Here is a 15,860-nt window from a genome sequence, read left to right on the forward strand (position 1 = left end):
TGAATCCGGACACCAACGTAGGTGGTAAGATCGCCACCATAAACGAGGTGTCTGATGACCAGAACGCGCCTAATCGGCGAAGGTAGACACAATGAACGGTGAACTTAGGCGATGGCTCCGCACCGTTAAGCCAGACTTGGACCTTAACCTGGCAGAGGTACGGGTGTCAGCCCAGCCGTCTTGCAAAAACTGCTATGTAATCGGCCCTGTTTACGAGAGATGCCCCCCATAAAAAAACGAAGCGAAGGCGCCCTCTCAAGCCGCGAAATCGGCCTACCCCTCTCTTGGGCAAAAATGTCCGGAGCTCCAACACCTCAAAACCAGTATTTTCCAGCGCAAGCTCAAGGCTCCTTGGACAGAAAAATGTCTTATGGTGAAAACTCAAAAAATCTGGGGCCTGTTTGGGACTTAGAATCGCGGCGACTCTATCGTAGAAACTGCCAAACTGGAACGGAACCTCCACATAAAGAACGCCTCCGGGCCGCAGCCCCTCCCGTGCTTGCTCCAGCAACCTCACTGGGTCATCGACATGCTCTAGGGAATGATTGAGTGTTATTGCATCAAATTTTTCAGGAGTAATCTCAATACGATCAATGTCCTCAACAGACAGCTGGCTGCGGTCGCCAACAAAGCAACTTGGATCAACGTGCCCATCTACCGCGAGTACCTCTTCAAAAGAGGCGCTCGCCTGTCGGACAAAATGCCCCATCCCACAGCCAATATCCACAAGACTCGCTGACCCGGCTCCATAGGACACCAACTTTTCTATAATGTCTTGATAGTGATCCGAATTGGAGCGACTCTGTTTTTCATAATCATAATCGGCGCCGGCGACTGAAAAATATTCATGATTATATAGATTATTAGGAGGCTCGCCGACAAGGAAGCTGGTCTTACAGTTTTCGCAAGTCAAAACTCTGCAATTAGTTTCACCAAGCGCTAAAAATCGAGTAAAGTTCTGGTTCTCCTTGCAGCGGCCCCCACAAATTTTACAATACGCCCCATTAAGCATTTAGCTCACCAATATGAAAAATGATCAGAAAAAAAAGATTGTCTGGATTCTTCTTCCGAATCTGAAAGTTGGGGGTGCAGAAGTCTTTCTCACTTCACTGGCAGCGGAGCTGCACTCTCGGTACGATTTTATCTTCTTCGTGAATGACAGCGAAGCAGAACTACACACACCAGGTCAGACTGTATACACACATGCCAACCCATGCCACTTTTTCTACAGACTGATCCGCCTCTCCTGGCTACAACCGCCGGATGTGGTGCTGAGTTCGATCATCGATATGAATCTCATAGCGTTAATTATCAAATATGTTACTCCAGCAAGTATAAAGTACATAGTCAGGGAGGCCCTTCCTCTCCGTGAAGCTTCCTCACTTATGCGGGCTCCCAAACTATACTTGCGGCTGGCTCAAAAACTATACCCGAAAGCTGACGCAATCGTGAATCTCAGCAAGTCACTGCAACGAAGCCTTGAGATGACTATTCCAGGAATTTCGAACAGCACAAAGACTGTAGTAATACCAAATGGAGTTACTGAGCGAAGAATGATAGCCAATGCTGGCGCGGCATGCTCGAGTACCACCATTGTCTCCATCGGCCGCCTAGAGTACCAAAAGGGATTCGATGCTTTAATTCGGGCATTTTCGGCTTTCCAAACTATGAGGCCACAGTATATCTTGAAGATAATTGGAGAGGGTAGCGAGCAAACCAATCTTGAAGCTTTGATAGCACATGAATCTAACGAGAAGTCTATTCAACTATGTGGAAAACTGAAAGATCCTATCTCGGAGCTGGCAACCGCCGCCTTTTTTGTCATGCCCTCACGATATGAGGGCTTATCAAACGCAATGCTTGAGGCGCTAGTAAATGGTGTCCCAGTTCTCGCAACGAAACGGGATACAAGTGCAGAGGAAATTATAACGACCCGGAATGGCGTTCTAATTGATTTCTGCGATGATCAAAAAATCCTTGATGGCCTTATGGAAATGGATCACAGATTGGCGCTATTCGATCGCGCAGAAATTGCCAAATCTGCTAGGGAAGAATTCAGTATCAAATCTTCCGCCAAATATTATCGAGATTTGATCGATGATATCTTGAACAGTGAAGAACCAGCATCACACCGGTGAAAGAGTATGTGAGTAAGGTGCCCAACAAAATCCCGTTAACACCATATAACGAACTTAACGCGAATGACACGACAGCATTAAAGCAAAGAGAACAACCGGAATAGACCAACACCACCTTGCTTTTCTTCATCCCCAGCAGGATTCGAACACAAATCATTCCGACAAACATAGAGGGCGCCGATGAAATTAATATAATTACTCCAAATATAAAGCTCTGATGACCTAGCCATTCTGATATCTCTAGTAAATTCACTACGAACTCTCCGAAATAAATAACGAAAGAAATGCAAACAACACTCCATAGAGAAGCCGCAAAAAACCACTTCAGAAGCATAAAATCAAAATGGAGGAATTCTGAATTTTGTATTTTTCGATTTACCTCAACATTTATAACTTGCATTACACCAATTGTCGGTACCAAGAGAAAAAGTGAGGCTATTCGCTCGATCACCTCTAATTGCGACAATGATCCCGTGACAAGGGTGCCTGCGATAAATCGATCGACCAAGGGGTTTAGCCCTGAAAGGGATGCACTCAACATGAACCAAAAGACACCCGAGACACCTACAACCCTCAAGGACTGATCCGATGACTGATGTAAGTAACGGGCCGCCGATTTTTTCAGTACAAACCACCTTAAAATATCAGCCACTAGAATAGAAAAATAAAATAACAACGCGGCTATTTTGACATTATCCACCAATAAAACTGGGAACACCGAAACCCAACGAAAAACCCAGGTGATACCTGGAGTAACGAAATCCCCATGAAAATATGATTGTGAAACATAGAATGCAGAGGAAAGACCTATAGCCACCAGAAACATAGAAATAATGGCAATACATAGTGTATAAAAACCTATCTCCGGCGCGAGAAAGGCTACCAACATTAACGAAAAAAGTGATAGGGCAAGGATACTATTTCGCCATTTCACACTAGCTCTATTTATTTTACTTTCAGAAAAATCTGGAATAAAAGCATCTGAGGCAGCATTAGACAACGTCGTTCCCAGAAAAAAAACTATTGCAAGCGATAAAAACAGCAGATCGGAAGCCTCTGAACCACCGAACTTCCCGAGAAAGACTAGCGGAAGAATGAAATTTGGAGAGCGCCCCGCAAGCTGAGAAATTGTCGAGTAAAAGCTTTTTCTTATTACCAAGGTATCTCCAAAATGGCTCACGCCATCAGCCCTGCTTTATTAAATACTCGCAAGTTAAGCCTAAGGGTTTTAGTTAGCGCGTCTACCCCTCACCTGAACACTTCTTCTATCGCTAAATCAGGGCGATCTTTTCAGCCAAGTTTCCGATTTAGTTAACTTTCCAAGTCCAAAAGCGTATGACGGTACCATCTGACGAACGTCGCTATGTAACTGAATCCATAGAGCCAAGGATCAAAACCGCAATGCGCATAAGAATGAAGGTGTTTCTTTAGCTCTGCCCAACCCTCAGCTTGGTTCAAGGAAACTACACTTCTTTCTCCACGTTAGATAGACGAAAACCAACCACAGTCTATAGGCGTAATCTCCTCGCCCCAATCGATGTTTCTCGAGCAAGTTCTTGATCCCTCCCATATTCATGCCTGGTACTGATACCTCCTCAAGTAGGATTTCAAGTCGTGACCCCAGATCTTCCCGAAACCAACGCGAGATAGGAACAGCGAATCCCTGTTTGTTTCGATTCCAGATCTGGGCCGGCAAACGGTCTGAGAAGGCAGATTTAATAGGCTTTTTGGAGTAACTCCAACCGTGCACCCACTCAATTGGCAGACTCATAGCCAGACTCACGACGGAGGTGTCCAGAAATGGAGCCCGCACCTCTAAAGAATGATGCATTGACGCTCTGTCGACCTTAGTCAGAATGTCTTGAGGCAAATACACGAACGTGTCGCTTAACATCATCTCCTTAATATCTGAGAGCGCCTCTTGGCTTTCCCAAAATTTATGAAATCCATGGCCTTTTCCGGCTAATCCCGGAAACAGAGATTCGTAGTTTCGCCATGAGAAAAAAGAGGGCGCAATGTAGGGTTGCTCAGCCTCTCGTCTGTCCACAACATCCATAAACAAATGAAGCTTTTTCAGTAAACTCCGGCTATGGTGGCTCTCTGGCTCAGGCAGTAGATCTACAAACTTGCGAACACTTGAACGCATCACTAGAGGCAAAGAGACATAGAGATTCAAAATTTTCCTTGCTCTATACCGCTCATAACCTCCGAACAATTCGTCGGCACCGTCACCAGATAAGGCGACTTTCACGTGCTTGCTGGCCAAAGCAGACACAGCCGCCGTTGGGACGAGCGACGAATCGTGAAAAGGCTGGCCAACACGCTCCAGCAGTATCTTTTCAAACTCCTCAAACGCCAGTTCGTCTATGATTGAACAGTGGTTTTTGATACCCAAAAATTCAGCGGTCTGTTTAGCAAATACGCTCTCATCATGCGACGCATCACGAAAACCAATCGTAAACGACTCTACATTATGATTGGTCAGCTGCGCCGCGACAGCCGAAACGACAGAAGAATCGACACCTCCCGACAAGAACGTCCCTACCTTTACGTCTGCAACTAATCGACGTTCAACGGCCGCAGTAAGACGAAACCGTAGCTCGTCTACAGCCGAATCATATGTCCCATTGTACTTCTTGACCTCCGGAATCCAATATCGCCGGACAACCGGAGCATATCCGACCTTCCAGGTTAGATTTGAACCGGCCGGCAATTCGAAAACGCCCTCAAAGAAAGTATTACCGGGCAACGTGTAGCCATAACGGAAGTAATCCGCTGTGCTGTTGACGTCTTCTTTCCAAGTGCGGCGTGACAGTTCATTTAGAGAAGGAAGTTCGGATGAGACTCCGATTTCCTTCTCTGAGGCGAAATAGTAAACCGGTTTTTTGCCCATCCGATCCCGCGATACCAAAAGCGTCTCTTTTTCGTTATCCCAGAGGGCAAAACCCCACATACCCTCAAGCCGATCAATAAAACCCTCCCCCCGTGTTACCAGGCCAGCCAGCAAAACCTCGGTATCACCAGTGGTTACGAATTGCCAACCTTGGGCTAACTCCTTTTTCAATTCTTTGTAGTTATATATTTCACCGTTGAAAACGAGAGTAAAACGATGATCGGCTGTGGACATGGGCTGGGGGCTATCATTCAGCCCCACTATCGATAGCCGGGCATGACCCAACACCGCGTTCCGGCGAACTTCCACTCCGGAGCTATCAGGCCCCCTCGGAGTCATTCTCGCAACTGAGGCACGGCAAACCCTCTCCAAGCCTTCGCCTTCAATACGACTGTATAAAAAACTGAAACCGCACATTGATACCGATCCAAAAAGGTGGATGTATTCTGACGCCCCCCGCCAGAAAAAGGGCAATCTAGGCTTAAACCGTCATCATCAAAGATTACACTAAAGACATTTTAGAATTTTGGCCTGATCAGGTAGTTGGTATAGTAACGGCTTGTTTTACGTGGAGCCAATAACCTCACAAGCAAGACCCCAAATACCTCAATCGAGCCTGATTTTGTATTGATCCCTTCGGAATAGCTCATTTGAGCAATAGGACTTCCGAATTTGTCCGCCATCCATAATGCTCCAATCGATTAGGGCTTCACGCAGAAGCCGCTATGACCCTAGTAGAGCCGCCTCATAAGCATCGATAACTTCGTTGGAAAACACGCTCACAGTGTTTCGCGAAGTCTTCTCCCATAGAGCTATTAGCGCTCGAGCTATGTCCCTTGGATTCGCCGGCTCGGCTACTTCAAAACTTTGAAGATTCAGTGCACTGATGATTTCGTCAATTGATTTATCATAGCGCGTGATTAAAACCGGCAGGTGAAAGTACAGTGCTTCCAATAGCGCGTTGGGATAACCCTCCCATAGGGAAGTTAAGGCGAATCCTTCTGCGTTGGCATACCAACCGGCAGGACTGTCGTAATGCCCCACCAAAAACACGGCCTTTTGCAGCGACAGGTCCGAGATAAGCCTCTCTAATACGTTCCGTTCCGGACCATCACCAACAATCACCAACTTCGGGAAGCCCTCTAAATGCGATAAAAAGGAATACGCTCTGATGAGACTGGAAAAATCTTTAGCTTCCGTCAAACGGCCAACGGCCACGATGTAAGGCGAAAAACTCTTTACGAAATCTCTATCGGTGCCTGAAAGACCCTTCTCGAGAAACTCAGAATCTATGGGGTTTCCGATGACGGTTAACATGCTTTTGTTCAAAGACAAAGCTTGGGCGAGTTCGTTCGCGTGGGTGGATGTCAGAGCAATCACTGCATCTGCCCTTCTATATAGGAAGGACATCAGAAACAGACGCCACTTCGATGAGACATTTTTCAGGCTCGTCGCCTCTCTTAAAACAAGGCGACCAGGCCTACCTCCCAAAAACCATGCAACCACAGACAGAAGGTTGCTTCCTGTTATGGTCGACAGAATTCCATGAGGCTTTGTTTTTCTTAAATACTTGGACAGCTTGATCAGACTCGTGAGAGCAACCCAGGGCCCACCTTTCGAGCCGGACATTGTTGCTAAATTTACAACCGTTATGTTGCCATCGACTTGAGAAAAGAGCGCTCCCGTATTAGAAAGCACTACAAGATCGACACAATGCCCGCGTTTCACCAACTCCCTACCCAGAAAGAGCAGAACCCGTTGAGCCCCGCCTGTCGTCAGTTCATCAATGCATAATGTAATTTTCGTCATCTCATGAACAACATCTTTCGTCATAGTGTCCCGGCCGTCCAATAAACGTCCTTATGCCCCCCTGAATACAAAGGCAGAAATTATCCCTCGCACCGCGCGCCCTCCAGAGTGGCCTCATAGACCTGATAGTAGCGTGCTGCACAGCTCTCCCACGTCAAACCCTGATTTAATATTTCCGTTCTGGCGGAGTTACCAAGCTCTGCGCTCAAACATGGATTTTTCATTAGTTTTTCGATGTTTTCCGATAGCGTCTCGACATCTCCGACCGGAAACAAAAGCCCTGTCCTGCTGTCCTCGATAAAATCGACGATACCGGGTAAATCGGTGGCGATAACAACTCGAGCAGACGCCATGGCCTCTAGAACTACGTTCGGACGTCCCTCTGAGCAACTACAGAGGATGAGCGCATCATGCTGAGACAGCGTATTGGCAATCTGACTCGGTGGCACCTCCCCCACAAACTCAACTCTCTCTGTAAGGCCAAGCGCAGCAACCTTTGAGACCAGCGTTTTTTTTTCTGGCCCCTCACCAACGATTGTTAGCGTTGCGCGCTTGGGAACCCTAGCTAAAGCTTCAATAGCGGTGTCGATTCGCTTGCGTTTTATCAAGCTGCCCACACAGAGAAGCCTCGGAACAATCTCATCCTCTTGAAGACTGCTGACAGATAGAAAGTTCTCGTCAACGCCATTGGGGATATGCTGGAATGAGGCCGAAGACAACGGGAATATGCTCGACAATTCCTGTGCCATCGAGGGGCTAACTGTAATCAAGCGCGCATTCGACCTCAGCAAGAGGCTAAGCACAGCCCTTCTAACCCAGGAAGAGCGGAGATTCGAAACGTCATCACCCCGCAACGTGGTGACGACGGGAATCCTTTTGATCAAGCCCACAATGCCTGCAAAAACGCCCGGCAAGGACCAATTGGCGTGAATCAGATCTACCCCACGTGAGTAACGCCATACCGCCAAGAAGAAAAACAAAAAATAACTCGGTAACAATAACGCGCTTGCAGGATTTTCCTTAATAGCAACCGGCAAACCTCCGGGCTCATGAGAAAGAGTTTGAAACACTTTTGGAGCATACCGGAAGCTTTTGACACGGTAATCGGCACCCGGTTCGGTACGCTGACGCCCATCAGGCACAACGACTTGAACATCCAGTTTTCTGGAGAGCGCGTCAACCAACCTCTTGACGAAAATCCCGCTTGTAGACTCTGGACTGATAGGAAATGATGTTGAAACAACCAGCACTCTCATAGAACAGTCAACTGATGGTCAGACTCAAATACGCCACCGTGAATATTAATCATCATTTTTATACATTAAGGCGGTAATTTGCTCAGAGACCAAACCAATAAGAAAAATCGTCGTTCCGGCCGTTAACATAAACACTGTTGCAATTGAAAGCCTCTCATCCAAGTAGTACGTGTATGCATAATAAAGCCCACCGGCTAATGCATGAAAAAATGCAATTGGAAAGAAGAGCTTCAATGGCGAGTACAGGGTGCCCACTTTAAATATAATCAACAAGAACCGAAGACCATCTTGCAAAAGCTTTATATGGCTGTTTCCCTGCCTCTTTGAAGCATGTATTGGCTCATAACAAACCGAATACCCGGCCCGGAAAAATGCCATCGTTGACGTAGTTGGATAAGAAAATCCATTCGGAAGCAAATAAAGAAACTGTCGAAACCTGTCCGCTCTCACAGCTCGAAACCCTGACGTCAAGTCCATCACTCGCTGCCCTGTCATGTAGCTAGCCAAGGCATTGTAAAACCAGTTGGCAACCCCTCTGCCCCAACTTGCCTGAGACCCCCTCTTGCGGGCACCGACAACCATGTCGAACCCTTCGCCAAGTCTCGAAATCAATCGCCTGGCATCTTCAGGAGAGTGCTGTCCATCTCCATCCATAAACACCAACACATCTCCATGAGCCTCTCGTGCACCCGTTTTAATGGCTGCACCATTCCCCTTGGAATACGGATGCCTGATCACTGTTGCGCCACTCTGCTCGGCGAGCGCAGCTGTCTCGTCTTCAGAGCCATCATCAACCACAATAACTTCTGAGTCTGGAAAAACCACAAAAACCTTCTCGACGACTTCAGCAATCGCTAACGCTTCATTCTTCGCTGGAATAATAACGGATATTTTTTGCATCAATATGTCCCGAGTACTTGACCAATAATCGTCTCAATTGATTTGGAGCCCAACTGCAATAGCGCGAGATTACGGTAAATTACTGTTTATCCTCTCATCAATAAACTCGAATATTGTTATATACTGAGCCATTTTCTCCTCGGAGATGCCATCCTGAGCATCCCGTTCAATAGCCACCTCCAACATTCTTCTAGCGGATGGAAACTCTCCCGCACGGAGATAGACATGTGCGATGCGCGTGGCTGAATCCACGGAAGGCAACATATTATCGACTTTAAAGTAAAACTCCAAAGCGGCATCGGCGTTACCACTCCCAAGCATTAAGTCACCCGCAATCGCCTGGAACGCGGCTACGCCGCTGGTATTGGTACCCTGCCCTTCAAAGGCTAATGTTCCCTTGAGCAAATCGGCAACATCGGGTGCAATGGTCGAACACGATGTTTCATGTATAAAGCGAGAAAGATTAGAGACAACCGGACGCAACCCATCCGTCCACCTGTGCTGAGCGAAATTTTGTGCGATTTCCGCCAAGTCGTATCTGATAGGTTTCTCGAAGGCACACGAAAAAGTCAGAGACATCAGGGGAAGGCTCAAGTCATGAGGGAAGGCTTTATAAGTCTCATCAATCACGTCAAGAGCGGCGTCAGGAAACCCTACAGAGGCCAGATGCTGTGCAAATGTCCTCTGGGCACGCAGCGAGTTTGGGTGCTCAGATGACCAGATCGGAATAATACGGCGGGAGTCACCCCATTCAGATGAGTAGCCCCAGGTAACCCCCGCTGCTACGGTAATTATCATGGCAAAAACGACCGCTTCGAACCTCGGGACCGCTTTAACGTATTTTCCCAAGGCGTTGCTCAATATGCAGACAAAAGCAAACATTGGTCCAAAAAACGGCAGATAGTTACGATGTTCGAAGTACAGCTCCAGAGGCACAGCGGAGGACTCAATAATATGGCCTGCAAAGAACCATAAAATGCCAAAACTTAATACCGGGTAAGAGCGACGGAACATCACTGCAAAACCGACGAACAGAACAATGCCAAGAACCGAAAAAAAGACTTCGGGCACCCAAAGACTTGAGTAGATGGGGTAGTCGTCTTGAAAGAGCCCCAATTGATGAACTTGCAGATCAAATAAGCTTTCTATGTAGTCCCATAGAACCACAGACTGAGTCAGCAACCTTTCCTGTAAGGTAAAATCACGGTTTGCATAACTACCGACCCATTTCGGAAAATACAAAACATAGATAAGTATAAAGGTCGTTGGAGCGACTAAACTTATTCGCTTCCACCAGAGAAACAGAGCCGACTGCTTTTTTGACGCGAGAATAGTAGCCTCGATTACCAATATATAAACAGGCAACAAAGCGCCGGATTCCTTGCTCAGGATGGCCAGCAACGTAAACAGACCCAGAGAGCCACTGAGCAAAGCAAGTTGGAAAATCCTAGGCTCCGGGTATCTCATTCTGAGAAACAAATGTGCAGCAATCCCCAACAAGCTGAATAGCGCTGAGAGCTGTGTCATGCGCTGAACAACGTAGAGAACTGTTGATACCTGCATCGGGTGAACTAACCAGATGGCAGTTGCCGCCAGAGCAATCCAATTGGCAGATGAATCTTTTAGGAGTTGGCGCCCAAGAACCCGTAAGGCAATAAACCCAATAATACCGACCAAAAGGTGGATGAGCAGATTGGTTTTCTTGAAGTCTTCAGGATTCGAGGGCCAATTATTATCGTCGAGTAAGAAAGACAACTTCGCAACAGGACGACCCAAAGGACCGGCATTACCAATACTTAAGTAATGATTCAAATCGCCAACACTCTCTACACCGCCTTCAAGTGCCGACAGATTGTCGAAATCGTCAAGAAAAAACGGCCCAGAGAGTCCCGGCTGATAAACGAACCACGTGAGGGCGAGCAGAACGCAGAACGCTGTGGATACCATTACCGAATGACACGAGAGCTTTTTCAAGACATCATCACCCTAATTTTTGTTTAAGCCAAAAAAGAAAAGTCCTCTTTCGAGGACTTTTCTTAACGTACAGCTAACTGCCTGAAAACTCTATGGCGTCAGCTTACGGGCGACAGTTTGCAGGACGATATTTAGCCTCGAGGGAACCGCCTGTGCAATCAACTTGAACGCCATTGTTATTACCAGTTACGAGGTATTCAAAAGTGCTGGCGTCTGCAGTACCACCCAAATTGCCCAATGTGTAGGTCAACTGAGTACCAGTAGAAGAAGTAGCAAAAGCAATATTAGTGATGTAATCGCTCTGGCCGGTATCTGTGTTAATGCCAGCAGCGGTTGTGGTCGCGGGCATGCTACCAGTGCTGATGTAGTATTCGGCGACACTTGTGCGGGCAGCACTAGCAACCGTCAAAACCTCACTAACCTTGGCACGGATTGTGTAGTCCTGATACGCAGGAATAGCAACAGCCGCCAAAATACCAATGATTGCAACAACGATCATCAGTTCGATCAGAGTGAAACCCTGCTGACCTTTTTTCATTTGAATCTTCTGCATGTTATCGACCTCTAGAGTTGTCGTTTCTTTTATCCAAGCTCTGACCGTCGGGCACACTCCCTACCAGCCGCGCTGAGCCTGAAGTAACTTAAGCACCCTGCGTGCCAATTGCAAGATAATGTTAAAAACATACTACCATTCAGCGCCTTGCAGCCCTCCGTGAAGCGCATCACACACAGCAGAATCACCCAAACCCCGCCACAGCACGTCCAGGAGTGACGTTTTTTGTCACCCGAACCAAACACAAGTCGACAAGCACATTTCAACGACATGTCTTTGAGAAAGATCAAACCTGAGACTCACCCCGCTTTCCAAACCCCGGCCATGCATCTAAACTCTGTGTTCATAAATACGATATTCAGCCACTTATAAGACTTTCCTCAGAGCATTTATGGCGAGCAGCAACCGAAACGTAACCCTGACGGGCCTGGCCCGTCGATTTGTGGATGACGGGCTTCTTGACGAAGAAACCGCCAAAGATGCCTTTCTTCAGGCCTCCCAGAACCGCATCCCACTGATTACCTACCTTACCCAGAACAATCTGGCAGATAGCTCCAAATTGGCATTTTCTGCTGCGATGGAATTTGGCGTCTCGGTACTGGACCTGGATTCGTTCCTACCGGAAATGATGCCTGAGAAGGTGGTTGACGAAAAGTTGGTGCGGAAGCACAACGCCCTGCCCTTGTATAAGAGAGGTAATCGGCTATTCATCGCAGTATCAGACCCAACAAACATTCAGGCCTTGGATGAGATCAAGTTCAACACAGGATTGAGCACTGACGCGATTCTTGTGGACGATGCCAAGCTGCGCACAGCCATCGACAAGTACCTTGAATCCCATGACACTACCATGGGTGATCTCGACGATGCTGATCTTGAGGGCGTCGAAACCGAGGGCGGCGACCAGGACGACGACGGTGCCGTCAGCGCTACGGAAGTAGATGATGCACCTATTGTTAAGTATGTTAACAAGATGTTGCTTGATGCCATCCGCGGCGGCGCATCCGATATTCACTTTGAGCCATACGAAAAGATCTACCGGGTTCGCTACCGGACAGATGGAATCCTGAAAGAGATATCTCGCCCATCCATTAAACTTGCACCGAAGATCTCTGCCCGGGTGAAGATCATGGCCCAACTGGATATCTCGGAGCGCCGCGTACCTCAGGACGGTCGGATCAAGATGAAGCTGTCCAAGACCAAAGCCATCGACTTCCGGGTGAATACTCTGCCCACCCTTTGGGGCGAAAAAATTGTTCTTCGGATTCTGGACCCAAGCCAGGCCAAGCTGGGCATTGATGTCTTAGGTTATGAGGAAGACCAGAAGCAACTATATATGGACGCCCTAGCGCAACCCCAGGGTATGATTCTGGTAACCGGGCCGACCGGCTCCGGTAAAACGGTATCCCTCTACACCGGCTTGAACATTCTGAACACACCGGGCATCAACATTTCCACGGCGGAAGATCCGGCGGAGATCAACTTGGAAGGCATCAACCAGGTCAACGTGAACACCAAGGTAGGCTTGGGATTTGCGGAAGCGTTGCGGGCATTCTTGCGGCAGGACCCTGACGTAATCATGGTGGGTGAGATCCGGGATCTGGAAACCGCTAACATTGCAATCAAAGCCGCACAGACGGGGCACTTGGTTCTGTCTACGCTGCACACTAACAGCGCTGCCGAAACCCTCACCCGGATGATGAACATGGGGGTGCCCGCCTTCAACATTGCCACCTCGGTGAGCTTGATCATTGCCCAGCGCCTTGGTCGGCGCCTGTGCAGCTGCAAACAGCCTGCAGACGTGCCCAAAGACGTACTTTTGAAGGAAGGGTTCACACAAGAACAAATTGATACAGGCTTCACGTTGTACCGCCCCAAGGGCTGTGATAAATGCTCTAATGGATATAAAGGCCGCGTCGGTATTTACGAGGTGGTGAAGATTACTGAAGAGCTGGCAAGCATGATTATGGAAGAAGCCAGTTCTATAAAAATTGCAAAACAAGCGCAGGCAGAAGGCTTCCGCAACCTGAGGCAATCCGCCCTTCTGAAAGTAATGGAAGGAGTGACCAGCCTTGAGGAAGCCAACCGCGTGACGAAGGATTAAGCATGGCAGAAAAAGCGCAGAAGCTGGAATCGTATGTCTGGGAAGGCAAAGACAGAAAAGGCAACAAGACCAAAGGAGAGCTGACGGGCTCAAACTTGGCTCTTGTTAAGGCTCAGCTACGTAAGCAGGGCATTATCCCAGACAAAGTGAAAAAGAAGCCCAAGCCATTGTTTGGTGGCAGCAAGAAAATCACTCCGTTTGACATAGCGATGCTGACCCGACAGCTAGCCACAATGATGAAAGCCGGTGTGCCTTTGGTGCAGAGCTTTGACATTGTTGCTGATGGTCTCGAGAACAAGGGTCTTCAAGAACTGGTCATGGCCATCCGGAATGATATTTCCTCTGGTACAGGTTTCGCTGCATCCTTGCGTAAACATCCAAAATACTTTGACGATCTGTACTGCAACCTTGTGGATTCTGGCGAGAAAGCAGGTGCACTTGAGCAGATGCTGGACCGTATTGCTACCTATCTTGAGAAAACGGAAATTCTGAAGAAGAAGGTCAAAAAGGCGATGACCTACCCTATCGCCGTTATCGTAGTCGCGATTGTGGTTACAGCTATCCTGTTGGTGAAGGTAGTTCCGCAGTTCGAAAGCCTGTTCCAGGGCTTTGGAGCGGATTTGCCCGTGTTTACTCAGTTCATCATCGGTATATCTGAATGGATGCAGAAATGGTGGTTTATCGTTCTGCTTGGGATTGTAGGTACGATCTACTTATTCAAGGAATCTAAGCGCCGATCCCAAAAATTCTCTGATATTGTCGATAAATACGTTTTGAAGCTGCCCATTGTTGGCGAAATTCTGGATAAGTCTGCGGTTGCCAAGTTCGGCCGCGTGCTTTCTACTACGTTCGCAGCGGGTGTGCCTCTGGTAGATGCTCTGGACTCGGTAGCTGGTGCTACCGGGAATGCGGTTTATCGGGATGCGGTTATGAACATCAAGAATGATGTCTCCAGCGGTACGCAACTACAGGCTTCAATGCGTCAGCAGGATGTGTTTCCGGTTATGGCCGTCCAGCTTACTGCTATCGGCGAAGAGTCCGGCAATCTTGACGATATGCTGCAGAAAGTTGCGGAGCATTACGAGGCCGTTGTAGATGACATGGTAGACAACCTCACGGCACTGATGGAGCCGATGATTATGGCTGTCCTTGGTGTGCTTGTGGGTGGCTTGATCATCGGCATGTACCTGCCAATCTTCCAGATGGGGCAAGTGGTTTAGCCCACCCCAAAGTCGCTCGCAAATGCAAGATCGCCCCCTCTCCGTGGAGGGGGCGTGTAACTTAAAACTTCAACAACGAGCCCCCGAATGCCCTCTCTAGACCAACTCCTCTCCACCCCCTGGCTCCTATACCTCACCGTCACCCTATTCTCCCTCTGCATCGGCAGCTTCCTGAACGTAGTCATCCTGCGCCTGCCAAAAATGATGCAGCAGGAATGGCGCTGCCAGTGTGAGGAGTTTCTGGAAGTACCGGAGAAGCAACGAAAGCAGGAAACACCACTTTCCCTTTCAAAGCCCGCGTCTACCTGCCCCTCCTGTGGCCATCAGATTCGGGCCTGGGAAAATATCCCGGTGATCAGCTGGCTGGTGCTGCGAGGCAAATGTTCGTCTTGTAAAGCGCCTATTTCGCCGCGCTACCCAATCATCGAAGCCATTACCGCCATCTTCTCGGTAGTAACCGTCGCTTTACTGGGACCAACCGAATCCGCGCTTTGGGCCTTGCTGCTGGTATGGGCCCTGATGGCGCTGACGATGATCGATTTCGACACACAACTGCTGCCAGACAGCATCACCCTGCCCCTGATGTGGCTCGGCTTGGTGTTGAACTATTTCGGCGTGCTGACAGATTTTAACAGTGCCTTCTGGGGTGCCGTTGCCGGGTACTTGTCGCTTTGGTCGGTGTATTGGTTGTTCAAGCTGGTAACTGGCAAAGAAGGTATGGGGCATGGGGATTTCAAGCTGTTGGCGGCCCTGGGTGCCTGGCTGGGATGGCAGTTGTTGCCGGCGGTGATTTTGCTGTCGTCGCTGGTGGGGGCGGTGGTTGGTATTGCGCTGATGGTGTTCAAAAAGCACGGGCGTGAGGTGCCGATTCCGTTTGGGCCTTATCTGGCGGCGGCTGGGTTGCTTTGTTTGTGGTTTGGGGATGAAATTCAGGCGGTTTGGTTTGGGTTTTTGGGGGTTTGACGAGGGCGCTATTCTAGGAGATTGGCGCTGGCAGAAGGGTGGGGTCTGAC

12 protein-coding genes are annotated in these 15,860 nt (G+C 48.5%); 4 read left to right on the plus strand and 8 right to left on the minus strand.

Annotated features, from left to right (window positions below; all coding sequences use genetic code 11):
• Positions 1–166: 166 nt before the first annotated feature.
• The gene (locus FIV08_RS13070) at positions 167–1,012 is read right to left on the minus strand and encodes a class I SAM-dependent methyltransferase (RefSeq protein ID WP_152438640.1); all 846 of its coding nucleotides are present in this window, start codon (positions 1,010–1,012) and stop codon (positions 167–169) included.
• Between the two features lie 13 nt (positions 1,013–1,025).
• Between FIV08_RS13070 and FIV08_RS13075 the strand changes: the two genes are divergently transcribed.
• Positions 1,026–2,138, plus strand: coding sequence for a glycosyltransferase (locus tag FIV08_RS13075; RefSeq protein WP_152438641.1), 1,113 nt, complete (start codon positions 1,026–1,028; stop codon positions 2,136–2,138).
• Here the strand turns inward: FIV08_RS13075 and FIV08_RS13080 are convergent.
• The 7 genes from FIV08_RS13080 to FIV08_RS13110 form a co-directional block, all read right to left on the minus strand.
• Complete coding sequence (locus FIV08_RS13080) at positions 2,062–3,318, minus strand: lipopolysaccharide biosynthesis protein (protein ID WP_152438642.1); 1,257 nt, start codon at positions 3,316–3,318, stop codon at positions 2,062–2,064. The genes FIV08_RS13075 and FIV08_RS13080 overlap by 77 nt on opposite strands.
• 264 nt (positions 3,319–3,582) lie before the next feature.
• Complete coding sequence (gene asnB / locus FIV08_RS13085) at positions 3,583–5,448, minus strand: asparagine synthase (glutamine-hydrolyzing) (protein ID WP_152438643.1); 1,866 nt, start codon at positions 5,446–5,448, stop codon at positions 3,583–3,585.
• Between the two features lie 306 nt (positions 5,449–5,754).
• The gene (locus FIV08_RS13090; RefSeq protein ID WP_152438644.1) at positions 5,755–6,864 is read right to left on the minus strand and encodes a glycosyltransferase; all 1,110 of its coding nucleotides are present in this window, start codon (positions 6,862–6,864) and stop codon (positions 5,755–5,757) included.
• Between the two features lie 56 nt (positions 6,865–6,920).
• Positions 6,921–8,096 carry a glycosyltransferase family 4 protein gene (locus FIV08_RS13095; protein WP_152438645.1) on the minus strand — a complete coding sequence of 392 codons (1,176 nt, stop codon included), beginning with the start codon at positions 8,094–8,096 and terminating at the stop codon, positions 6,921–6,923.
• 45 nt (positions 8,097–8,141) lie between these two features.
• Complete coding sequence (locus FIV08_RS13100) at positions 8,142–8,996, minus strand: glycosyltransferase family 2 protein (protein WP_216646150.1); 855 nt, start codon at positions 8,994–8,996, stop codon at positions 8,142–8,144.
• 69 nt (positions 8,997–9,065) lie between these two features.
• Positions 9,066–10,970, minus strand: coding sequence for a tetratricopeptide repeat protein (locus FIV08_RS13105; protein ID WP_152438647.1), 1,905 nt, complete (start codon positions 10,968–10,970; stop codon positions 9,066–9,068).
• A gap of 103 nt (positions 10,971–11,073) precedes the next feature.
• The gene (locus FIV08_RS13110; protein WP_323847456.1) at positions 11,074–11,523 is read right to left on the minus strand and encodes a pilin; all 450 of its coding nucleotides are present in this window, start codon (positions 11,521–11,523) and stop codon (positions 11,074–11,076) included.
• Between the two features lie 391 nt (positions 11,524–11,914).
• Here FIV08_RS13110 and pilB point away from each other — a divergent pair, with 391 nt between their 5' ends.
• The 3 genes from pilB (at position 11,915) to FIV08_RS13125 (ending at position 15,810) form a co-directional block, all read left to right on the plus strand.
• Positions 11,915–13,627, plus strand: coding sequence for a type IV-A pilus assembly ATPase PilB (pilB, locus tag FIV08_RS13115; RefSeq protein WP_152438648.1), 1,713 nt, complete (start codon positions 11,915–11,917; stop codon positions 13,625–13,627).
• A gap of 2 nt (positions 13,628–13,629) precedes the next feature.
• The gene (locus tag FIV08_RS13120; RefSeq protein WP_152438649.1) at positions 13,630–14,847 is read left to right on the plus strand and encodes a type II secretion system F family protein; all 1,218 of its coding nucleotides are present in this window, start codon (positions 13,630–13,632) and stop codon (positions 14,845–14,847) included.
• Positions 14,848–14,934: 87 nt separating this feature from the next.
• Positions 14,935–15,810 carry a prepilin peptidase gene (locus FIV08_RS13125; protein ID WP_152438650.1) on the plus strand — a complete coding sequence of 292 codons (876 nt, stop codon included), beginning with the start codon at positions 14,935–14,937 and terminating at the stop codon, positions 15,808–15,810.
• The last annotated feature ends 50 nt before the right edge of the window (positions 15,811–15,860 follow it).

It is taken from the genome of Marinobacter sp. THAF197a (assembly GCF_009363275.1).
Classification (GTDB): domain Bacteria; phylum Pseudomonadota; class Gammaproteobacteria; order Pseudomonadales; family Oleiphilaceae; genus Marinobacter.